The organism is Amycolatopsis methanolica 239, from assembly GCF_000739085.1.
Classification (GTDB): domain Bacteria; phylum Actinomycetota; class Actinomycetes; order Mycobacteriales; family Pseudonocardiaceae; genus Amycolatopsis_E; species Amycolatopsis_E methanolica.
Genome location: NZ_CP009110.1, coordinates 4,993,135 through 5,013,940, shown reverse-complemented (window position 1 = coordinate 5,013,940; position 20,806 = coordinate 4,993,135). Strand labels below are relative to the sequence as shown.

General features: G+C 73.3%; 18 protein-coding genes. 15 read left to right on the top strand and 3 right to left on the bottom strand.

Features of this window, described 5'->3' with window-relative positions:
• The first annotated feature begins 251 nt into the window (after positions 1-251).
• From pfkB to AMETH_RS24370, 7 genes are read left to right on the top strand one after another with little or no spacing between them, the layout of a single operon-like run.
• The gene (gene pfkB, locus AMETH_RS24400; protein ID WP_017983793.1) at positions 252-1,193 is read left to right on the top strand and encodes a 1-phosphofructokinase; all 942 of its coding nucleotides are present in this window, start codon (positions 252-254) and stop codon (positions 1,191-1,193) included.
• A gap of 5 nt (positions 1,194-1,198) precedes the next feature.
• Positions 1,199-1,651 (top strand): PTS sugar transporter subunit IIA, encoded by a 453-nt coding sequence (locus AMETH_RS24395; protein ID WP_017983792.1) that lies wholly within the window; start codon positions 1,199-1,201, stop codon positions 1,649-1,651.
• Entirely contained in the window at positions 1,648-3,138 is a 1,491-nt protein-coding gene (locus AMETH_RS24390) for a PTS fructose transporter subunit IIC (RefSeq protein ID WP_017983791.1), read from the top strand. The genes AMETH_RS24395 and AMETH_RS24390 overlap by 4 nt, the downstream gene beginning before the upstream one ends.
• An 18-nt stretch (positions 3,139-3,156) precedes the next feature.
• The gene (locus AMETH_RS24385; RefSeq protein ID WP_017983790.1) at positions 3,157-3,423 is read left to right on the top strand and encodes an HPr family phosphocarrier protein; all 267 of its coding nucleotides are present in this window, start codon (positions 3,157-3,159) and stop codon (positions 3,421-3,423) included.
• Positions 3,416-5,089: a phosphoenolpyruvate--protein phosphotransferase gene (gene ptsP / locus AMETH_RS24380; protein ID WP_017983789.1), complete on the top strand. Its 1,674-nt coding sequence runs from the start codon at positions 3,416-3,418 to the stop codon at positions 5,087-5,089. Before AMETH_RS24385 ends, ptsP begins: the two co-directional genes overlap by 8 nt.
• A 56-nt stretch (positions 5,090-5,145) precedes the next feature.
• A complete protein-coding gene (locus tag AMETH_RS24375) occupies positions 5,146-5,976 on the top strand; it encodes an LLM class F420-dependent oxidoreductase (protein WP_017983788.1) in 831 nt (276 codons plus the stop codon).
• On the top strand, positions 5,973-6,782 hold the full coding sequence (locus AMETH_RS24370; protein ID WP_017983787.1) for an LLM class F420-dependent oxidoreductase: 810 nt from the start codon (positions 5,973-5,975) through the stop codon (positions 6,780-6,782). The genes AMETH_RS24375 and AMETH_RS24370 overlap by 4 nt, the downstream gene beginning before the upstream one ends.
• Here the strand turns inward: AMETH_RS24370 and AMETH_RS24365 are convergent.
• Positions 6,775-7,470, bottom strand: coding sequence for a hypothetical protein (locus AMETH_RS24365; RefSeq protein WP_017983786.1), 696 nt, complete (start codon positions 7,468-7,470; stop codon positions 6,775-6,777). The genes AMETH_RS24370 and AMETH_RS24365 overlap by 8 nt on opposite strands.
• Positions 7,471-7,840: 370 nt before the next feature.
• Positions 7,841-8,476 (bottom strand): cholesterol catabolism transcriptional regulator KstR, encoded by a 636-nt coding sequence (gene kstR / locus AMETH_RS24355; RefSeq protein ID WP_081617721.1) that lies wholly within the window; start codon positions 8,474-8,476, stop codon positions 7,841-7,843.
• A 117-nt stretch (positions 8,477-8,593) separates the two neighbouring features.
• Between kstR and AMETH_RS24350 the strand changes: the two genes are divergently transcribed.
• Complete coding sequence (locus AMETH_RS24350; protein WP_017983783.1) at positions 8,594-10,588, top strand: acyl-CoA dehydrogenase family protein; 1,995 nt, start codon at positions 8,594-8,596, stop codon at positions 10,586-10,588.
• Between the two features lie 23 nt (positions 10,589-10,611).
• The gene (locus AMETH_RS24345; RefSeq protein WP_017983782.1) at positions 10,612-13,263 is read left to right on the top strand and encodes a DEAD/DEAH box helicase; all 2,652 of its coding nucleotides are present in this window, start codon (positions 10,612-10,614) and stop codon (positions 13,261-13,263) included.
• A gap of 179 nt (positions 13,264-13,442) precedes the next feature.
• Here AMETH_RS24345 and AMETH_RS24340 read toward each other — a convergent pair whose 3' ends face one another.
• Complete coding sequence (locus AMETH_RS24340) at positions 13,443-14,687, bottom strand: alpha/beta hydrolase (RefSeq protein WP_017983781.1); 1,245 nt, start codon at positions 14,685-14,687, stop codon at positions 13,443-13,445.
• Between the two features lie 38 nt (positions 14,688-14,725).
• Between AMETH_RS24340 and AMETH_RS24335 the strand changes: the two genes are divergently transcribed.
• Genes AMETH_RS24335 through AMETH_RS24310 form a run of 6 tightly spaced genes read left to right on the top strand, consistent with a single transcriptional unit; the run spans position 14,726 to position 20,757 of the window.
• The gene (locus AMETH_RS24335) at positions 14,726-16,123 is read left to right on the top strand and encodes a WS/DGAT/MGAT family O-acyltransferase (RefSeq protein ID WP_026153325.1); all 1,398 of its coding nucleotides are present in this window, start codon (positions 14,726-14,728) and stop codon (positions 16,121-16,123) included.
• A gap of 57 nt (positions 16,124-16,180) precedes the next feature.
• Positions 16,181-17,203, top strand: coding sequence for an acyl-CoA dehydrogenase family protein (locus tag AMETH_RS24330; RefSeq protein WP_017983779.1), 1,023 nt, complete (start codon positions 16,181-16,183; stop codon positions 17,201-17,203).
• Positions 17,203-18,345 (top strand): acyl-CoA dehydrogenase family protein, encoded by a 1,143-nt coding sequence (locus tag AMETH_RS24325; protein ID WP_017983778.1) that lies wholly within the window; start codon positions 17,203-17,205, stop codon positions 18,343-18,345. The genes AMETH_RS24330 and AMETH_RS24325 overlap by 1 nt, the downstream gene beginning before the upstream one ends.
• Complete coding sequence (locus AMETH_RS24320) at positions 18,342-19,208, top strand: bifunctional MaoC family dehydratase N-terminal/OB-fold nucleic acid binding domain-containing protein (RefSeq protein WP_017983777.1); 867 nt, start codon at positions 18,342-18,344, stop codon at positions 19,206-19,208. The genes AMETH_RS24325 and AMETH_RS24320 overlap by 4 nt, the downstream gene beginning before the upstream one ends.
• On the top strand, positions 19,205-19,591 hold the full coding sequence (locus tag AMETH_RS24315; protein ID WP_017983776.1) for a MaoC family dehydratase: 387 nt from the start codon (positions 19,205-19,207) through the stop codon (positions 19,589-19,591). The genes AMETH_RS24320 and AMETH_RS24315 overlap by 4 nt, the downstream gene beginning before the upstream one ends.
• Entirely contained in the window at positions 19,588-20,757 is a 1,170-nt protein-coding gene (locus AMETH_RS24310; protein WP_017983775.1) for a lipid-transfer protein, read from the top strand. Before AMETH_RS24315 ends, AMETH_RS24310 begins: the two co-directional genes overlap by 4 nt.
• Positions 20,758-20,806 lie beyond the last annotated feature (49 nt).

Below are 20,806 nucleotides of genomic sequence, written 5' to 3'. Positions count from 1 at the left end.
GCACGGCGGTCCATCCCACCGTCTCGCCTACGTGGCCGAGCTGCCCGCAGTGCAGCGCACGGTCGCTGGGCTCGTGGAAGTGCGGCGTCCGGCTGGTCCCAGGGTGGTGGTGGCATGATCGTCGCCGTCGCGGGCCGGGACAGCGCGCTCGAGGTGAGGTCCCCGCGGCGGGCGGAAGTCCTGCGTCCCATGTGCTTCGTTGCGGCGTCGGCGGAAGTGTGGCGCCTGGTCGGCCCGAGGGGGGTAGCGGCATGATCGTGACCGTCACCCCCAACCCCAGCCTCGACCACACCGTCGAGGTGGATTCCCTGCGGCGTGGTGAAGTCCTGCGCGCCGGACCGTCCCGGTTGGACCCCGGTGGGAAGGGCGTCAACGTAGCACGGGCGCTGGCCGCGCACGGCCGCAAGACCGCGGCCGTCCTGTTCGCCGGCGGCGCCGACGGGCGGCGGCTCACCGAACTGCTCGACGAGCAGGGAGTCGCGGTGCGGCAGGTGCCGATCGACGGCGACACCCGCACCAACATCACCCTCGCCGAGCCGGACGGCGTGGTCACCAAGCTCAACCTGCCCGGCCCGCGGTGCTCCGACGCTGACGCGGAAGCGTTGCTGCAGGCCGCCCTCGGCGCGTGTGAGGACGGCACGGTCTGGCTCGCCGGTTGCGGCAGCCTGCCGCCGGGCGCGCCGCGGGACACCTACGCCCGGTTGGTCCGGCGCGGTCACGAGGCCGGGTTGCGCGTCGCGGTCGACTCGTCCGGCGCGGCGCTCGACCGGTCCCTGACCGCGGGGCCGGACCTGGTCAAACCCAACCGGGAGGAGCTAGCCGCGTGCGCCGGGATGCCGGTGCACACGCTCGGCGACGCCGTCGTGGCGGCCCGGGTGCTGCGGTCGCGCGGCGCGCAGACCGTCCTGGCCAGCCTCGGACCAGACGGCGCGGTGCTCGTCGACGACGGCGCCGCCCTGCACGGCGAGGCGCCCGTCCCGGTCGCGCGCAGCACCGTCGGCGCCGGTGACGCGCTGCTCGCGGGTTTCCTCGCCGCGGGCGGCGCCGGCCGGGACGCCCTCGCCAGGGCGCTGGCCTGGGGCGCCGCCGCCGCGGCGCTGCCCGGCAGCCGGATGCCCGCACCCGCCGATGTCGCCCGCATCGGCGTCACGATCCACCCTTCGGTCGACGCCGACCGAGAACTCAAGGAGTGATACCGATGGCCGAACTCATCACCGCCGATCTGGTCGACCTCGACGTCCCCGGCACCGACCGCGCCGAGGTCACCGCCGGGCTCGCGCGACGGCTCGTCGCCGCAGGCCGGGTCACCGACCTGGACGGCTTCCTCGCCGACATCCGCAAGCGCGAAGAGCAGATGCCGACCGGCATCGAGGGCGGCATCGGCATCCCGCACGCCCGCTCGGCGTTCGTCACCGAACCGACGCTGGCCTTCGGCCGGTCCGCCGCCGGGGTCGACTTCGGCGCCTCCGACGGCCCGGCCCGCCTGATCTTCCTCATCGCCGCCCCGGAGGGCGGCGGCGAGGAGCACATGACCATCCTCGCCCAGCTCGCCCGGCGCCTCGTCCACCAGTCGTTCCGCCAGTCGCTGCTCGACGCGCCCGACGCGGACGCCGTCGTCCAGCTCGTCCGCCAGGAGGTGCTCGGACGATGAAGTTCGTGGCAGTCACGTCGTGCCCGACCGGGATCGCGCACACCTACATGGCGGCCGAGGCCCTGGAGCAGGCCGCGAAGGCCGCGGGGCACGAGATGACCGTGGAAACGCAGGGCGCGGCCGGGTCCGCGCCGCTCGACGCAGCCCGGATCGCCGAGGCCGACGCGGTGGTCTTCGCCGCGGACGTGGACGTCCGGGACCGGGAACGGTTCGCGGGCAAGCCGACGGTCACGGCCGGGGTCAAGGCCGCCATCAACGACGGCGCCGGCCTGATCGCCCAGGCCGTGAAGGCCGCCGAGGACGGCACGGCCCCAGCCGCGCCGTCCGCGCCCGGGCCCGAGCTGGCGTCCAAGGTGGACGGTTCCGCGGGCGTCGGCACCCGGTTGCGCCAGTGGCTGATGACCGGCGTGTCCTACATGATCCCCTTCGTCGCGGCGGGCGGGATCCTCATCGCACTGTCGTTCCTGATCGGCGGCCCGGAGGTCGCGGCCAAGGTCGGCGGCGGCGACTTCCAGGGCGTCACCTACCCGGGCATCGAGAACGTGTCCGACCTGATGAGCCAGGCCGGGATCGCCGGTGTGCTGTTCAAGATCGGGTCGCTGGCGTTCGAGATGCTCGTGCCGATCCTGTCCGGGTTCATCGCGTTCGGCATGGCCGACCGGCCGGGCATCGCGCCCGGCGTCGTGGGCGGCCTGCTCGCCACCGCGACCGGCGCCGGGTTCCTCGGCGGTCTCGTGTCCGGTCTGCTGGCCGGCGCGGTCACGCTGGGCCTGAAGAAGCTGAAGGTGCCGCGCGGGGTGGCCGGGGTGATGCCCGTCGTCGTGATCCCGCTGGTGTCCACGCTGGTCGTCGGGTTCCTCATGGTCGTCGTGGTGGGCGAGCCGATCGCGGCCGCGCAGACCGGCCTGAGCAACTGGCTGTCCGGCCTGTCCGGCGGCAGCGCGTGGGTGCTCGGCGCCCTGCTCGGCCTGATGATGGCCTTCGACATGGGCGGGCCGGTGAACAAGGTGGCCTACACCTTCGGCCTGGCCGCGCTCGCCAGCGGCAACTACGTGATCATGGCCGCGGTGATGGCGGCCGGCATGACGCCGCCGCTGGGGCTGGCGCTCGCCACCCTGGTGCGCCGCAACCGGTTCACCCCGGCGGAGCGGCAGGCGGGCCAGGCCGGCTGGCTGCTGGGCCTGTCGTTCATCACCGAGGGCGCGATCCCGTTCGCCGCGGGCGACCCGTTCCGGATCATCCCGTCGCTGATGGTCGGCAGCGCCACCACCGGCGCGCTGGTCGCGGCCTTCGGCGCCACCTCGCCGGCCCCGCACGGCGGCATCTGGGTGGTCGGGCTCATCGGAAACCCGCTGCTGTTCCTGCTCGCCGTCGCCATCGGCACGCTCGTCACCTGCGGCTGCGTGCTGCTCGCCAAGAGCATCGGCCGCGACCGCGCGCCCGCCGCGGCCACCCCCGAAACGTCCACCCAGGCCGTCGCGGCCTGACGCCCGAGGAGAACTGCCATGCCGGAACGCCGTGTCGTCGTCGGGTCCACCGTGGGCCTGCACGCCCGTCCCGCCGCCCTGTTCGTCAAGGCCGCCGCCGCGCAGCCGGTGCCGGTGAGCATCGGCAAGGACGGCGCCGACCCCGTCGACGCCCGCAGCATCCTGTCCGTGCTCGGCCTCGGCGCCCGGGGCGGGGACGAGGTCGTGCTCAGCGCCGACGGTCCGCAGGCCGAGCAGGCACTCGACGAGCTGGCCGCGATCGTGGCGGCGAACCACGATGGGTGAGGTCGTCCTCCGCCCGGTGACCGGGATCGGCGTCAGCCCGGGTGTCGCGCACGGCCCGGTCGCCCGGCTCGCCGAACCGCCGCGGCTGCCGGAGGCGGACGCGCCGGAAACCGACGTGCCCGGCGCCGTGGAGCGGGCGCGCGTGGCGCTGGCCGAGGTGGCCGCGTTTCTCGACGAACGCTCGGCCCAGGCCGGTGGTGCGGCCGCGGACGTCCTGCTGGCGCAGTCGATGATGGTCGCCGATCCCGCGCTGGTGGACCGGATCCGGGCGCGTCTGGAGGACGGACGGGGCTTGGCGCACGCGGTCGCCGACGCGTTCGCCGGGTTCCGCGATGCGCTCACCGCGGCCGGTGGTTACCTCGCCGAGCGGGCCGCCGACGTCGACGACCTGAGGGACCGCACCGTGGCGCGGATCCTCGGCGTCCCGATGCCCGGCGTGCCCGACCCGGGACACCCGTTCGTCCTGGTCGCACGGGACCTCGCGCCCGCCGACACGGCCGTCCTCGACGCCCGGCGGGTGCGGGCGATCGTGACCGAGCTGGGCGGTCCCACCAGCCACACCGCGATCCTGGCGAAGTCGCTGGGCATCCCGGCGGTGGTCGCGTGCGCCGGCGCGGCGTCATTGACCGACGGGACGCCGGTGCTCGTCCGCGGCGCGACGGGGGAGGTGGTCGTCGACCCGGCGGCCTCGCTCGTCGAGGCGGCGGAGGCCGAGGCGGCCGAACAGGCTGCCGCGGTGGCGGCCTCCAGCGGCCCTGGCCGGACCGCGGACGGCGTGCCGGTCGCGTTGCTGGTGAACGTCGGGGCCGCCCGTGACCTCGCGGCCGCGGCAGCGGCCGACTCGGAGGGCGTGGGCCTGCTGCGCACCGAGTTCCTGTACCTGGACCGGGCCGACGAGCCGTCGGTCGAGGAGCAGCGCCGGAGCTACGCCGAGGTGTTCCAGGCGTTCGGCGGCCGCAAGGTCGTGGTGCGCACGCTCGACGCGGGCGCGGACAAGCCGCTCGCGTTCGTCGACCACGGTGACGAGCCCAACCCGGCGCTCGGTGTGCGCGGTTTGCGCCTGGCCCGGCGGCACCCGCGGATGCTGGCGGACCAGCTGACCGCGATCGCCGCGGCCCGCGACGGCAGCACGGCCGAGGTGTGGGTGATGGCGCCGATGGTGTCCACGCCGGCGGAGGCCGCGGAGTTCGCCGGCGCCGCCCGTGCGCACGGGCTTCCGGTCGCCGGGACGATGGTCGAGGTGCCCGCGGCCGCGTTGCGGGCGGGCGCGATCCTCGGCGCCTGCGATTTCGTCAGCATCGGCACCAACGACCTCGGTCAGTACACGTTCGCCGCCGACCGGATGGCCGGTGAACTGGCCGATCTGCTCGACCCGTGGCAGCCCGCGCTCCTCGAGCTGGTGCGCGCCACCGGCGCGGCAGGCAGGGCGGCGGGCAAGCCCGTCGGTGTCTGCGGCGAGGCGGCGAGCGATCCGCTGCTGGCCCTGGTGCTGGTGGGCCTCGGGGTGACGAGCCTGTCGATGGCGTCGTCCGCGCTGCCCGCCGTCCGGCTCGCGCTGGCGGCCCACACCGCCGCCGAATGCGCGGAGCTCGCGCAGCTCGCCCTGTCCGCCCCGGACGCGGCGAGCGCCCGTGAGCGGGTCGCCGCCGCGGCCGGGGCCGGGTGAGGCCCGGCGGCACACGGCGGGAATAGCGCGCCCCGGTCCGGGAGTTACGTCGGAGTATGAAGTTCGGGATCTCGACGTTCATCACCGACGAAGGCATCCGGCCGGGCGCGCTCGGCCGCGCGCTGGAGGAGCGCGGGTTCGACTCGCTGCTGCTCGCCGAGCATTCGCACATCCCGGTCAGCCGGGAGAGCCCCTACCCCGGCGGCGGTGAGCTGCCCCGCGTCTACTACCGCACGCTGGACCCGTTCATCGCGCTGACCGCGGCCGCGGCGGAGACCCGCGACCTGCTGCTCTTCACCGGTGTCGCCCTGCTGGTGCAGCGCGACGTCATCCACACCGCCAAGGAGGTCGCGAGCCTCGACCTGCTGTCCGGCGGCCGCGTCGCGTTCGGTGTCGGCGTGGGCTGGAACCGCGAGGAGATGCGCAACCACGGCACCGAGCCGCGCACCCGAGGCGCCCTGATCGACGAGCAGATCCAGGCGCTCAAGGCGATCTGGACGCAGGACGAGGCCGAGTTCCACGGCAAGCACGTCGACTTCGACCCGATCTGGCAGTGGCCGAAGCCGGTGCAGCGCCCGCACCCGCCGATCTACGTGGGCGGCGAGAGCGAGGCCGCGCTCACCCGCCTCCTCAACCACGCCGACGGCTGGATGCCGCGGTCGCACACCCCGCCTGCGGAGATCAAGCGCGTCCGCGCCTGGCTGGCCGAGCAGGGCCGCCCCGACGTCCCGTTCACCGTCTTCGGCGCCGGCCGCAGCGAGGAGGCGCTGGCTGGGTACGCCGAGGCCGGGGTGGAGCGTGTGACGTTCATGCTCGGCACCCGCCCCGAATCCGAGACGCTCACCAAGCTCGACGAGCTCGCCGCCCTCGCGGAGGGCTACCGGTGAAGCTGGGCATTTCGACGTTCGTCACCGACGAGAGCGCCCGGGCGGACGTCCTGGCGAAGGCGGTCGAGGACCGCGGGTTCGACGCCCTGTTCGTGGCCGAGCACTCGCACATCCCGGTCAGCCGCGAGACCCCGTATCCGAGCGGCGGCGAGATGGCGCGGGCCTACTACCGCGCGCTCGACCCGTTCGTCGCGCTGACCGCGGCGGCCGCCGCGACCACGACGCTCAAGCTGGGCACCGGCATCGCCCTGCTGATCCAGCGGGACGTCCTGCACACCGCGAAGTCCGTCGCGAGCCTCGACCTGTTGTCCGGCGGACGTTTCCTGTTCGGGGTGGGCGTCGGGTGGAACCGCGAGGAGATGCGCAACCACGGCACCGACCCGAGCACCCGTGGCGCGCTGCTGGACGAGCAGATCCAGGCGCTCCGGACATTGTGGACGAACGACGAGGCCGAGTTCCACGGCGTGCACGTGGATTTCGACCCGGTGTTCCAGTGGCCCAAGCCCGAGCGCGAGGTCCCGGTCTACATCGGCGGCAACAGCACCGCCGCGCTGGACCGCGCGAAGCGGCTGGAAGCGGGCTGGCTGCCCAACGCCCTGCGCGATCCGGAAGCGGCCGCGGCGCAGGTGGCGCAGGCCGGATCGGTTCCGGTGACCGCGACGTCCGCGCCGCCGGACCCGGCCCTGCTCGACGCCTACGTCGAGGCCGGGGCCGAGCGCGTCACGCTGGGCCTGCCGGCCACGTCCGAGGGCGACACCCTGCGCCGGCTGGACGCGCTGGCCGCGCTCGTGCCGCGCGTCAGCTGACCAGCGGCTGCAGGGCTGCGGTGCCGGCGGTGAGCGCCGACGGCAGGGTGCGGAAGTAGCGGGACGGCGCCGAGATCAGGACGATCACGACGTACCTGGCGTCGGCGCCGAGCAGGCCCGTCGTGTTGTACACCGCCTGCGAACCGCTGGTGCCCCAGCCCTGCTTGATCGCCCACGTCGTGCCGGGCAGCCCGTCCGGGATGCCGAAGTACTGGTCCGTGCCGTCCGAGCCGTGTTCGGAGGCGTGGTACATCGCGTTGTTGAGCAGGTCGCGGGTGGCCTGCGGCAGTTCGTCCTCGATGTAGTTGTAGACCTTGACCATGTCCGCGGCGGTGATCCTCGTCGATCCCCACTGGCCCGCCGACGACGGTGGCTCGGTGCCGGCCAGCCCGCTCAGCCTGGCCATCCGGGTCACGATGGCGGTGCCGCCGTGCGTGACCCACAGGCTGCTGGCGATGCCGTCGTCGCTGGCGGTGATCATCCTGGTCAGCTGGGTCTGCGTGCTGCTCGCCGGCAGGCACCACCCGCTCTCCCGAAGCACGTCCAGCGCGATCAGCGGCTTCACCACGGGCATCGAGTAGAACTGCTGATCGGCGCTGAGCTGCGTCAGGACGACGCCGGTCTGCCGGTCGTACACCTCGACCCCGATCTCGGCGCTCGCCACCTTCGTCCGCGCGAGGTCCTGCACCCGCTGGGCGACGGTGTCGTCCTCGGCCGGGACCGACGGGGTGTCGGCGGCCGGCGCCGGGTCGGCTCGGTGGCGGGTGGTGGCGACGGCTCCGGGGTCGTCGACGCCACCGGGGCGCTCACCTGCACGACCCCGCTCGCCGAGGACGCCGCGGCTGGGTGCTGGACCGTGAAGATCAGCATGGTCACGGCGCCGAACACCGCGGCCGGGAGGACGACCTTGCCGGCCGTCCTGCTTCTCATGACCACACAAACGCGCCCATGATCACGGATTGTTGCAGCCGGATCCCGGATTTCCGGGATCTACAGGGAACTCACAGCCGACTGCCAGGGAGTTCCCAACTACCGCGACGGATCGCGACGGACCGGTGTCAGCGTGTGTTGTCCAGCAGCAGGTGCACCGACAGCTCCAGCCGGTTCGCGACGTCGGCGGCGGACGCGCGGCGGGTGACCCACGCGACCAGGTTCGCCATCCACACGTCCGCGATGAGGTGGAAGACCGCGCGGTCGTGCTCGGTCGGCTCCTCGATGCCCATGGCGCGCGCGAACATGCTCTCCAGCAGCCGGCCGACCTGCTCGACCTCGGCGGCGGCCGTGGTGTCGGCGAACATGAACGCCCGGACCATCGCCTCGGTCAGGTGCGGGTCGCGCTGCATCAGCCGGGTGTTGCGGCTGAGCACGAAGATGAGCCGCTCGCTCGGCGTGTCGCCCGGGATGCTCGTCCGCTGCAGCTTCTCGTGCGCGCGCTCGAACTCTCTGGCCAGGCCGGAGACCAGCAGGTGGATCTTCGACGGGAAGTAGCGGTAGAGGGTGCCCAGCGCGACGTCGGCCTTCTCGGCCACGGCCCGCATCTGGACGGCGTCGTACCCGCCCTTGGACGCCAGTGCCAGTGTCGCGTCGATGATGCGCCGTCGCCGGTCCCGCTGCGCGGCGGAACCGAGCTCGTCGCTGGACAACGCGCTCATCCCGTTCTTCGGTTGGGTGGACGTCTTCGCTTTGGCGGCCATCGGCACCTGCTCCGGAACTTGTTTCAGTTTCACCGCACAGCTTACCGGTCTGCCTCCTGATCTCGCGCATCGAGTGGATCTGGCCACAAAACTGAAACACGTTCTATAGTGAGCCGCATGTCAGTCCTCACCGCGGAGCAGCGCGCGCTCGCCGGGACGATCCGCTCCGGCGCCAGGAGCCGGGACGACCTGACCGCCATCGGCGTGTTCGGCATCGGGGTGCCGGAGGACCTGGGCGGCGCGGGCGGGACGGTCGCCGACGCCGCGGTGGCGGTCGAGGAGGCCGCGGCCGTGCTCGTACCGGGGCCGGTGCTCGGGACCGTGCTGGCGGCGCTGGTGCTGGGGTGCCGCGGGGGATCGCCGGTGGCGAAGGAGCTGCTCCCGGCGTTCGCGGACGGCTCGGCGAGCGCGGGCGTGGCGCTGTCGCCGGACGGGCCGGTGCTCGACGCTGACGCCACTCACGTCGTGGTGGCCGACGGCGACACGTGGAGCGTGCGCGAGCGCGGGGCGGACACCGTCGAGTCGTTCGACCTGTCCCGCTCCTACGGGCGGCCGCGGGACGGTGAGGGCACCGTTTTCGAGGGCGCTGAGCTGCGGGTTTTCGCGGCGACGCTGGCCGCGGCGGAGGCGGCCGGGATCGCGCGCTGGTGCGTGGCGACGGCGTCGGAGCACGCGAAGGTGCGCGAGCAGTTCGGCCGGCCGATCGGGTCGTTCCAGGCGGTCAAACATCTGTGCGCGGAGATGCTGTGCCGGGCCGAGCTGGCCGGGGCGCTGGCGTGGGACGCGGCGCGGGCCGCCGGCGAGTCGCCGGAGCAGCACGAGTTCGCGGCGGCGGTCGCGGCCGCCGGGGCGCTGGACGCGGCGGTGGACACCGCCAAGGACTGCATCCAGGTCCTCGGCGGGATCGGGTTCACCTGGGAGCACGACGCGCACCGGTACCTGCGCCGCGCGGTGGCGTTGCGGCAGTGGCTGGGCGGTTCGGCCGCGTGGCGCCGCTCGGCGGCGTCGCTCGCGCTGGCGGGGGTGCGGCGGGAGCTGGGGGTCGACCTGTCGGAGCACTTCGACCCGGCCGTGCGGGCGACGGTGGCGGAGATCGCCGCGCTGCCCGAGGGGGAGCGCCGCGAGCGGCTGGCGACGAGTGGCTACCTGATGCCGCACTGGCCCGCGCCCTACGGGCTGGACGCGACACCGGCGCAGCAACTGGTGATCGACGCCGAACTGGCGCGCGCCGGGGTGGCGCGGCCCGACCTGGTGATCGGCGCCTGGGCGGTGCCGACCATCCTGGAGCACGGCACGGACGAGCAGCGGCGGCGGTTCGTGATGCCGACGCTGCGCGGCGAGCTGACCTGGTGCCAGTTGTTCAGCGAGCCCGGAGCCGGCTCCGACCTGGCCTCGCTGCGCACCCGGGCGACCGAAGTGGACGGTGGATTCGTGTTGTCCGGGCAGAAGGTCTGGACGTCCCTCGCTCAGGAGGCGGACTGGGCGATCTGCCTCGCGCGCACCGATCCGGACGCGCCCAAGCACAAGGGCATCACCTACTTCCTGGTCGACATGTCGTCACCTGGCATCGACGTCCGCCCGCTGCGGGAGATCACCGGGGTCGCGCGGTTCAACGAGGTCTTCCTGGACGACGTGTTCGTGCCGTCGGCGAACGTGGTCGGCGAGGTGAACGGCGGCTGGCGCCTGGCCAGGACGACGCTGGCGAACGAACGCGTGGCGATGAGCGGCGGTTCGTCGGTCGGGGAGGCGGTGGAGTCGCTGCTGGCGGCGGTGCGTGAGCCGGATCCGGCGGTGCTGGAACGGCTCGGCGCGCTGGTGGCGGAGGGTTCGGCGTGCGCGCTGCTCGACCTGCGCTCGACGCTGCGGCGGCTGGCCGGGCAGGACCCGGGGGCGGAGTCGAGCGTGCGGAAGCTGATCGGCGTGCGGCACCGGCAGGCCGCGGCGGAGGCGGCGCTGGAACTGCCCGGCCCGCCGGGTGTCCTGGTGACGGACGAGACGGCGGCGGCGCAACACGAGTTCCTGCTGACGCGTTGCCTGAGCATCGCCGGCGGCACGACCCAGATCCTGCTGTCGGTGGCGGCGGAACGCCTGCTTGGGCTGCCGCGCTCGTGAAACTGTCGGTGGTCCCGCCTAGGGTGATCACCGTGGAATGGACCGAGACGACCAGGGCGATCTTCGTGCCCTCGGACCCGCCCCGGGACGGCGTGCTCGCCGTCTGGGGCGACGAGCCGGGGCCGACGCCGGTCGAGCTCGTGCTGCCCGCAGGCGCCGGGAAGTCCTTCCGCCGCACCAAGGTCGATGCGCACGTCCTCCCGCTGGCCGACGCCATCCCGCGCCTGCTCGCCGATCCCGGCCCGTCGCTGGTTACCTGGTCCGCCGCCGTCTCCGCGGGTGTGGACCTCGTCGAGCGCGGCCGGTTCCTGCCCGCCGCGTCAGCGTCCGAAGTGGACTCCTGGCGCGCCGGGCCGCTCGACGCCGCCGACGAGGAGCTCCTGCGCGACCTGGCCGCCGCGCTGCCGGCCGAGGCGCACGCACTCCCGCTGTCCGGCCTCAAACGCATCCGCCTGCATTCGCCGGAAACGCTCGTTCGCGCGCTCTGGGACGCCACCGCCGACGTGCTCGTCCGCGGCCCCGCCGGCGGGCTCGGCGCGCGGCTCCAGCTCCGCGTCGAGGTGCGCGAGAGCGACGACGGCTTCGCGTTCGCCGGAGTCGTCGCCCTGCGCAGCTCCGCCGACCCCAGCCTGGTCGTCGACGCAGCCGAGTTGCGGGGCGCACCGGCCGCTGTCCGGCGCCGTTTCGGCGAGCAGGTCGAGGCCCAGCTGCTCATCGGTCTCCGGCGGGGCGCCCGCGCGTGGGCCCCGCTCGGCCGCGTGCTCGACGCGGCGGCCACCGGCGAGCTGCTCCTGGACGACGACGAGGTAGTCGAACTGCTCGACGGCGGGTCCGGGGCGCTCGCCGCCGCCGGCGTCGAGGTGCTGTGGCCGCGTGGCATGGCCGGCGAACCGGTGCGGGCCAAGGCGAGCGTCACGCCGTCGCCGGGCAGCGCGGGCGGCGGCGTGTTCCGGCTGACCGACCTGCTGCGGTTCCGCTGGCAGCTCAGCCTGGGCGGCGAAACCCTCACCGAGGCCGAGGTCACCGCGCTCGCCGAGGCCAAGCGGCCACTGGTCCGGCTGCGCGGGCAGTGGGTGCGGGCCGCCCCGTTCCTGTCCGCCCGTCTGCGCCGGGTGGGCCGCACGGTGACCGGCGCGCAGGCCCTGGCCGCGGCCCTCACCGGCGAGCTGGAGGTCGGCGACGAGCAGCTGGACTTCGCTGCCCCGCCCGCGCTCGACGGTCTCGTGGAGCGGCTGCGCGCGCCCGCCGGTCCGGTCGAGCCGGCCACCGACCTGCAGGCCACGTTGCGGCCCTACCAGCGCGCCGGGTTGTCCTGGCTGGCCCGGATGACCGAGCTGGGGCTCGGCGGGATCCTCGCCGACGACATGGGCCTCGGCAAGACCATCCAGCTCATCGCGCTGCACCTGCACCGCCGGGCGCTCCGGCCGGGACCGACGCTGGTGCTGTGCCCGACCTCGCTGCTCGGCAACTGGGAGCGCGAGTTCGCCCGGTTCGCGCCGAAGGTGCCGGTGCGGCGCTTCCACGGCGGGCGGCGGCATCTGGACGACCTGGAGCCGGACGAGGTCGTGCTCGCCACGTACGGGGTGCTGCGCCGCGACCGGGCCACCCTGTCCGAAGTGGACTGGGGGCTGGTCGCGGCGGACGAGGCGCAGCACGTCAAGAACCCGCTGTCGGTGACGGCCAGGGAACTGCGGCGGATCCCGGCCGCGGCGCGGGTCGCGTTGACCGGCACGCCGGTCGAGAACCGGCTCACCGAGCTGTGGTCCATCCTGGACTGGACGACGCCCGGCCTGCTCGGCACGCTGGAGCACTTCAGCCGCACGATCGCGCGCCCGGTCGAACGCGACCGCGACGCCGTCAGCGTCGAGCGCCTCGCGGCGACCGTGCGGCCGTTCCTGTTGCGGCGGCGCAAGACCGACCCGGACATCGCGCCCGAACTGCCGAGCAAGACCGAGACCGACCGGTACGTGCCGCTCACCGCCGAGCAGGCCACCCTGTACGAGGCGGTGGTGCGGGAGAACCTGGCGAAGATCCGCGAGTCGCGGGGTGTGCAGCGGCGCGGGCAGGTGCTCAAGCTGCTCACCGAGCTGAAGCAGATCTGCAACCACCCGGCGCAGTACCTCAAGGAGAGCGGGCCGGTCGGCGGGCGGTCGGGCAAGCTCGCCGCGTTCGAGGAGCTGCTGGACGTGATCCTCGACGAGGGCGAGAGCGTGCTGGTGTTCAGCCAGTACGTGCAGCTGTGCCGGCTCCTGGAGACGCGGCTGACCGAGCGCGGGCTGCCGGTGCAGCTGCTGTCCGGCGCCGACCCGGCGCGGCAGCGGGACGAGATGGTGGCGCGGTTCCAGCGCGGTGACGCGCCGGTGTTCCTGCTGTCGCTGAAGGCAGGGGGTGTCGGGCTGAACCTCACCCGGGCCACGCACGTCATCCACTACGACCGGTGGTGGAACCCGGCGGTCGAGGACCAGGCGACCGACCGAGCGCACCGGATCGGGCGGGACCGGCCGGTGCAGGTCCACCGGCTCATCGCGGAGGGCACGCTGGAGGAACGAATCGCCACGGTGCTCGCCGAGAAGCGCGGCCTGGCTGAAGCCGTGGTCGGCGCGGGGGAGGACTGGATCACCGACCTGACCGACGACGAGCTGACGGCGCTCGTGCAACTGGGACAGCCGGGATGACAACGGGCGAACGCAGGCGAGCGGGGCGGGACTCGGCCGACGGGTGCTCGCCCGAGGCAGTCAAGCCGACCGCCCGGCGGGCGAACGCGGCGGAGTGAAACGCGCCAGAAGAAGCCGGCGCTGTGGCCGGCCACCCGCGCCGGTTCGCGGTCGGCTGGTGCCGGCCGGGCGCTCTGAGATCACCCGCGCTTGTCGCGCTGCCAGCGGAGGTACGTCCAGTCCAGGAAGCGCTCCACGCCGCGCACCACGTGCGCCGACCGGATCGACGGGAAGACGTCGAACGCGTGCTGCGCGCCCGGCAGTTCGGCGTACGCCACCGGCTGCTCCGAGGTCTCCCGCAGGCGGCGGACGAACTCCCGCGCCTCGCGGACCGGTACCAGCGAGTCGTGCGCCCCGTGGATCACGAAGAACGGCGGCGCCTTCTCGGTGATCCGGTCCAGCGGCGACGCGGCGATGTAGTCGTCCAGGAACCGCACCGGGTCCTTGCCCACCACGTACCTCGCGAGCAGCCCGTGCAGCCGCTCCTTGCTCGCCGTCGAACCGCTCGTCGCGGCGAAGTCGTACACGCCGTAGTGCGGGGCGCACGCCTGCACGGACGTGTCGGCGTCGGCGAAACCCGGCTGCAGGCCGGCGTCGTTCGGGGTCAGCGCCAGCAGCGCCGCCAGGTGACCGCCCGCTGAACCGCCCGTCGCGGCCAGGAACGACGGATCACCCCCGTACTCATGGATGTGCTCCCGGATCCACGCCACCGCCCGCTTCACGCCGACGATGTGGTCCGGCCAGTGCGCCTTGGGCGACAGCGGGTAGTTCACCGCCACGCACACCCACCCGCGCTGCGCCATGTGCAGCATCAGGGGAATGCCCTGGTGGTCCTTGCTGTCGATCATCCACGCCCCACCGTGGATCTGCAGCAGCACCGGCCGCCCCTCGACCGGCTCGCGCGGCCGGTAGATGTCCATCAGGAACCGCTTGCCGCCCGGCGCGTACGCCAGGTTGCGGTCCCGCCGCACGTCCGGGTTGCGCATCCGGAACGGCAGCACCAGCTGACCCCACGGCGTCGCCAGGTCCCTCGGGTCCGGCGGCCGCGACAGGTCGGCCGCGTACTTGGGCCCGAGCGCCTCGGCCAGCGCGTCCTCGACCGCGCCCCGCGCCCGCTGCGAGGTGACGATCAGCGACCCCAGCCCGGCGGCCGACGCCGCCGCCAGGCCGAGGCCGATCCGGTCCTGCACGGACCGCGCCCCGTGCCGCGCCAGGTGCGCCGCCGTGTCGGCCGCGGTCAGCGCGAGCAGGTGCGGCGCCAGCTCACCGGTCAGCCACCCGGCGAAGAACGCGGGCACCGAGGCGCGCATCCCCGGCACCGGCCGAAGGGCGTTCGCGGTCAGGGCGAGCTGGAGCGCCCGCCGGGTGAGGAATCGGGGTCGCATACCCCGTGATCGTAGTCAGTTTCGCCTACCCTGGGAGGGTGCGACCGCTGTCTGGACTCGACGCCAGTTTCCTGTACCTGGAAACGTCTTCGCAGGTGCTGCACGTGTGCGGGCTGCTCACACTGGACGGATCGACCATACCGGGCGGATATCACTTCCCCGAGTTCAAGCGGCGCCTCGCCGAACGCATCGCCGCGATCCCGGAGTTCCGCCGGAAACTGCACAACTCGCCGCTGAACCTCCTGCACCCGGTGTGGGTGGAGGACGAGGCGTTCGACATCGACCACCACCTGCACCGCGTCGCCGTCCCCGCGCCGGGCGACCGCGAGACGCTGGCCGAGCTGTGCGCCCACTTCGCGGGCCAGCCGCTCAACCGCGGCCGCCCGCTGTGGGAGCTGTACGTGATCGAGGGACTGCCCGGCGACGGTGTCGCGGTGATGTTCAAGATGCACCACGCGACCGTCGACGGCGTCGGCGGCGCGAACCTGATCGCCTACCTGGCAGGCACCGAACCGGGTGAACTTCCGCCGCTGCCCGAGCCCGAGCCCAACCTCGCGCCGCCCTCGCACCTCGAACTGCTCAAGACCAGCGTCGGCGAGCTGGCGCGGCGGCCGGTGGAGCTGGCGAAACTGCTGCCCGGCCTGGCGAGCATGGCGCCCCGCTGGATCGGCCGCGCCCTGCGCCGACAGGGCATGCCGGTGCCGTTCACCGCGCCGCGCACCTCGTTCAACTCCACCATCTCCAGCGTCCGCGCCATCGCCTACAGCACGGTCGAGCTGGACGACGTGAAGACCGTGAAGAACGCCTTCGGGGTGAAGGTGAACGACGTGGTCCTGGCGTTGTGTGCGGGCGCGCTGCGCCGCTACCTGAACGCGCGCGGCGAGCTGCCCAAGGACCCGCTGGTGGCGACCGTCCCGGTGTCGACGCTGGACCGCACCAGCCAGGAGGGCGACAGCAACAACAAGGTGTCCGCGTTCTTCGCGACCCTGCACACCCACCTGCCGGAGGCCGCCGCGAGGGTCTACGCGGTCGCGGAGAGCAACCGCCAGGCCAAGGAGCACCACCACGAGATCGACGCGGACATGCTGCAGGACTGGGCCCAGTTCGCCGCGCCGGGCCTGTTCGGGCTCGCGGTGCGGGCCTACGCGGCGCTGCGGCTGGCCGACAAGCACCCGGTGGTCCACAACCTGGTCGTCTCCAACGTGCCCGGGCCGCCGATGCCGCTGTACTTCGTCGGCGCGCGGGTGACGGCCTTCTACCCGCTCGGCCCGGTGTTCCACGGCGCCGGGTTGAACGTGACCGTGCTGTCCTACGCCGGCAAGGTCGACATCGGGCTCCTCGCGGCGCGAGAACTCGTTCCAGATCTGTGGTTGCTGGCCGATGCGATGCGGGACGAGATGAAGGAACTGCTGGACGCGGCCCCGGCCCTTGCCTGAACGTCGCTCCTCGGCTAAGACTAGAACAGGTTCCAGTCTTCTAGTCGAGGAGCCGGTGTGGACTTCACCCTGGACGCGACCCGGGCCGAGATCGCCGCGCTGACCGCGGACGTCCTCGCCAGGGACCCCGAGCACGCCTGGCAGGCGCTGGCGAAGGCCGGGCTGCTCGAGCTCGCCCTGCCCGAGGAGCTGGGCGGGGACGGGCTCGGTCCGGCCGAGGTCGCGGTGGTGCTGACCGAGGCCGGCCGGGCGGGCGCGCAGGTGCCCGCGCTCGCCTCCCTCGCGCTCGGGGTGCTGCCGCTGAACCGGATGGGCAGCCCGGAGCAGCGCGCGCGGTGGCTGCCGGAGATCGCGTCCGGCGAGGTCGTCGTCACAGCCGCGCCGCACGAGCCGTCCCGGCCGTTCGCCGCCGAGCCGTCGACCGAGGCCGTCGTCGTGGACGGCGACTGGGTGCTGACCGGCACGAAGACCCTGGTGCCGTCGCTGGCGCAGGCCCGGTGCGTGCTCGTGCCCGCGACGCTGCCGTGGGGACCGGGCGTGTTCCTCGTCGATCCGCGGGCCGAGGGTGCGGCGGTGCACGGCACGTCGTTGCGGCTGTCCGGCGTCCGGGTGGGTGAGGCGGACCTGTTGCGCGACGGCTCGCTCGCGGACCTGCGCCGGTTCGCGCTCGCCGGCGCGGTCGCGCTCGGCGACGGCGCGGTGGCCGGAGCGCTGGCGCTGACCACCGCACACGTGCGGCAGCGCGAGCAGTTCGGCCGTCCACTTGCGACGTTCCAGGCGGTGGCGCAGCAGATCGCGGACGTCTACATCGCCTCCCGCACGCTGCACCTGGCCGCGTTGTCCGCGGTGTGGCGGCTCGACGAGGGGCTCGACGCGGACGAGGACCTGGCGGTCGCCGCGTACTGGCTCGCCGAGGAGGCGCCCAAGGCGCTCGCGGTGTGTCACCACCTGCACGGCGGCCTCGGCGTCGACATCACCTACCCGCTGCACCGCCACTACGGGCTGGTCAAGGAGCTCGCCGCGCTGACCGGCGGCGCGAGCGAGCGGCTGGACCGGCTCGGCGACCTGGTGGGGGCCTGATGTACATCGAACTGACCGCGCCGCAACGGAAACTGCGCGACGAACTGCGCGAGTACTTCGCCGGTCTCATCACGCCGGAGGAGCGGCAGGCGCTGCTGCGTGAACGGCACGGCGAGGTCTACCGCCGCATCGTGCGCCGCATGGGCAGCGACGGGCGGCTCGGCGCCGGCTGGCCCGAGGAGTACGGCGGCGGCGGGTTCGGCGACCTGGAGCAGCACATCTTCGCCGACGAGGCCGCGCGCGCCGACGTGCAGCTGCCGTCGGTGACGCTGCAGACCGTCGGGCCGACCCTGCAGGAGTACGGCACGCCGGAGCAGAAGGCGTTCTTCCTGCCGAAGATCCTCGCCGGGGAGGTGCACTTCGCGATCGGCTACACCGAACCCGGCGCGGGCACCGACCTCGCGTCCCTGCGCACCACCGCGGTGCGCGACGGCGATTCCTACCTGGTCAACGGGCAGAAGATCTTCACGACCGGCGGGCACGACGCCGACTACGTCTGGCTCGCCGTGCGCACCGATCCGGACGCGCCCAAGCACAAGGGCATCTCGATCCTGATCGTCGACACCAGCGACCCCGGCTACTCGTGGACGCCGATCATCACCTGCGACGGCGCGCACCACGTCAACGCCACCTACTACTCCGATGTCCGGGTCCCGGTGTCGATGCGGGTCGGCGAGGAAAACCAGGGCTGGAAGCTGATCACCACGCAGCTCAACCACGAGCGGGTCATGCTCGGCCCGGCCGGGCGGATCGGCGGGCTCTACGACCGGGTGCGGGCCTGGGCCGCCGAACGCGATCTGCTCGGCGAGCCCGACGTGCGCCGGGCGCTCGGCGAGACGCTCGCCGTGGTGCGGATCAACGAGCTGCTCAACTGGCAGGTCGCGGCCGCGGAGCTGGACGTCGCGGACGCCTCGGCGACCAAGGTGTTCGGCTCGGACCGCATCCAGCGGGTGGCGCGGCTGGTGGAGGAGAACGTGGCCCGGCACGGGGATCTGTCCGATCCGGGCACCGCCGCGCTCGCCGAGTGGCTGGACGTGCTCGCGCGGCGCAACATCGTGCTCACTTTCGGGGGTGGCGTGAACGAGATCCAGCGCGAGCTGATCGCGACGGCCGGACTGGGCTTGCCGAGGGTGCCGCGATGAGCGTCGAAGAGGCCGCTGCCCGGATCCGCGCACAGGGCGAGTCGTCGCGGCGCCTGGCGCGTGATCCGGTGAACCAGGCGATGATCAACAACTGGGTCGAGGCGATCGGCGACGCCAACCCGCGGTACACCGAGGGTGTCGCGCCGCCGGTCATGGTGCAGGTGTGGACGATGAACGGCCTGCACGGGCAGCGCGCGGCGGACGACCCGCTGGGCGCGATGCTGGCCGTGCTCGACGAAGCCGGATACACGTCGGTCGTCGCGACGAACTCCGAGCAGACCTACCACCGCTACCTGCGGGTCGGCGAGCACGTGTCGGCGTCGACGGCGCTGGAGTCGGTCGTGGGGCCGAAGCGGACCGCGCTGGGCGAGGGCTGGTTCGTCACGACCCGCACGTCCTGGTACGTCGGCGACGAGCTGGTGGCCGACATGCTGTTCCGGGTGCTGAAGTTCGCGCCGCCCCCGTCCGCGCGAGGCGCGCTGCGGCCGGTGGTCAGCCGGGACACCGAGTTCTTCTGGGAGGGTACGAAGGCCGGTGAGCTGCGGATCCAGCGCTGGGGCGACGTGTTGCGGCACCCGCCGGGGCCGATGCCGCCGGAGGGCGACCTGGACGCGAAGCCGGACTGGGTGGTGGCGAGCGGGCGCGGCACGGTCTACAGCTACGTCGTGCACCACCGTCCGGCGGTGCCGGGCAAGCAGCTGCCGTTCGTGATCGCGCTGGTCGAGCTGGAGGAGGGGGTGCGGATGCTGGGCGAACTGGTCGGGGCCGATCCTGCGGAGGTCCACATAGGACTGCCGGTGACCGCGACGTTCCTGAAGGTGGACGACGATCTGACGTTGCCTGCCTGGCGGGTGGCGCGGTGACCGCCGCCGGAACCGAGCTGCCCGAGCTGGCCTTCGACGTCACGCCGACGTTCGTGATCAGCACCGCGCTGGCGACGCGGGACTTCCAGGACGTGCATCACGACCGGGACGCCGCGGTCGCGCGCGGGTCGAAGGACATCTTCCTCAACATCCTCACCGACACCGGTCTGGTGCAGCGGTTCGTGACGGACTGGGCTGGGCCGGACGCGCTGGTCCGGTCGATCAAGATCAAGCTTGGCGTGCCGTGCTACGCCGGGGACCGGCTGGTGTTCACCGGGCGGGTCGCCTCGGTCGAGGGGCGGGTCGCGGTCGTCGAGGTGACCGGGACCGGGCAGCTGGGGGCGCACGTGAGCGGGACGGTGACCGTGGAGCTGGCGGCATGACTCTGTCGGGCAAGGCGGCGATCGCCGGGATCGGCGCGACGGAGTTCTCGAAGGACTCGGGACGCAGCGAGCTGCGGCTGGCGGCCGAGGCGGTGCGCGCGGCACTGGACGACGCCGGGTTGCGTTCGTCCGATGTGGACGGTCTGGTGTCGTTCACGATGGACGGCAACGCCGAGATCGCGGTGGCGCGGGAGCTGGGCATCCCGGAGCTGACGTTCTTCAGCCGGGTGCACTACGGCGGCGGCGCGGCGGCGGCGACGGTGCAGCAGGCGGCGATGGCGGTCGCGACCGGGGTGGCCGAGGTGGTGGTGGCGTACCGGGCGTTCAACGAGCGGTCCGGGCACCGGTTCGGGCAGGTGTCGTCCGCGGCGGCGGGGCAGGTGAACTCCTCCGGGGTGGACAACGCGTTCCACTACCCGATGGGGCTGGCCACGCCGGCGGCCACGGTGGCGATGGTGGCGCGGCGGTACCTGCACTCCTACGGCGCGTCGACAGAGGACTTCGGCCGGGTGGCGGTGCTGGACCGCAAGCACGCGGCGACGAACCCGGCGGCGTGGTTCCACGGCAAGCCGATCACGCTGGCGGAGCACCAGGCGTCGCGGTGGATCGCCGAACCGTTGCGGTTGCTGGACTGCTGCCAGGAGTCCGACGGCGGGGTCGCGCTGGTGATCACGAGTGCCGCGCGGGCACGCGACCTGCGCCACCCGCCCGCGATGATCGCCGCGGCGGCGCAGGGTAGCGGGCCGGACCAGTACATCATGACCAGCTACTACCGGGACGAGCTCGCGGGCCTGCCGGAGATGGGCGTGGTCGCGCGGCAGCTGTGGGCGCAGGCCGGGGCGGGGCCGTCCGACATGGACGTCGCGGTGCTCTACGACCACTTCACGCCGTACGTGCTGATGCAGCTGGAGGAACTGGGGTTCTGCGGCCGCGGCGAGGCGCCCGGTTTCGTGGCGTCCGGAGCGCTCGAACTGGACGGCTCACTGCCGCTGAACCCGCACGGCGGCCAGCTCGGCGAGGCGTACATCCACGGGATGAACGGCATCGCGGAGGGGGTGCGGCAGATCCGCGGCACGTCGTGCAACCAGGTGCCGTCGGTGTCGCACGTGCTGGTGACGGCCGGTACCGGTGTGCCGACCAGCGGGCTGGTGCTGGCTCAGTCGTAGCCGCGGATGAAATGGCTCTCGTCGTCCACCAGGTCGGTGGTGTCGAACG

Coding starts and splice junctions, on each gene's coding strand:
- AMETH_RS24325 (WP_017983778.1), top strand. CDS start 17,203: ATGTACATCGAACTGACCGCGCCGCAACGGAAACTGCGCGACGAACTG.
- kstR (WP_081617721.1), bottom strand. CDS start 8,476: ATGGCCGCCAAAGCGAAGACGTCCACCCAACCGAAGAACGGGATGAGC.
- AMETH_RS24395 (WP_017983792.1), top strand. CDS start 1,199: ATGGCCGAACTCATCACCGCCGATCTGGTCGACCTCGACGTCCCCGGC.
- AMETH_RS24310 (WP_017983775.1), top strand. CDS start 19,588: ATGACTCTGTCGGGCAAGGCGGCGATCGCCGGGATCGGCGCGACGGAG.
- AMETH_RS24385 (WP_017983790.1), top strand. CDS start 3,157: ATGCCGGAACGCCGTGTCGTCGTCGGGTCCACCGTGGGCCTGCACGCC.
- AMETH_RS24390 (WP_017983791.1), top strand. CDS start 1,648: ATGAAGTTCGTGGCAGTCACGTCGTGCCCGACCGGGATCGCGCACACC.
- AMETH_RS24350 (WP_017983783.1), top strand. CDS start 8,594: ATGTCAGTCCTCACCGCGGAGCAGCGCGCGCTCGCCGGGACGATCCGC.
- pfkB (WP_017983793.1), top strand. CDS start 252: ATGATCGTGACCGTCACCCCCAACCCCAGCCTCGACCACACCGTCGAG.
- ptsP (WP_017983789.1), top strand. CDS start 3,416: ATGGGTGAGGTCGTCCTCCGCCCGGTGACCGGGATCGGCGTCAGCCCG.
- AMETH_RS24320 (WP_017983777.1), top strand. CDS start 18,342: ATGAGCGTCGAAGAGGCCGCTGCCCGGATCCGCGCACAGGGCGAGTCG.
- AMETH_RS24340 (WP_017983781.1), bottom strand. CDS start 14,687: ATGCGACCCCGATTCCTCACCCGGCGGGCGCTCCAGCTCGCCCTGACC.
- AMETH_RS24375 (WP_017983788.1), top strand. CDS start 5,146: ATGAAGTTCGGGATCTCGACGTTCATCACCGACGAAGGCATCCGGCCG.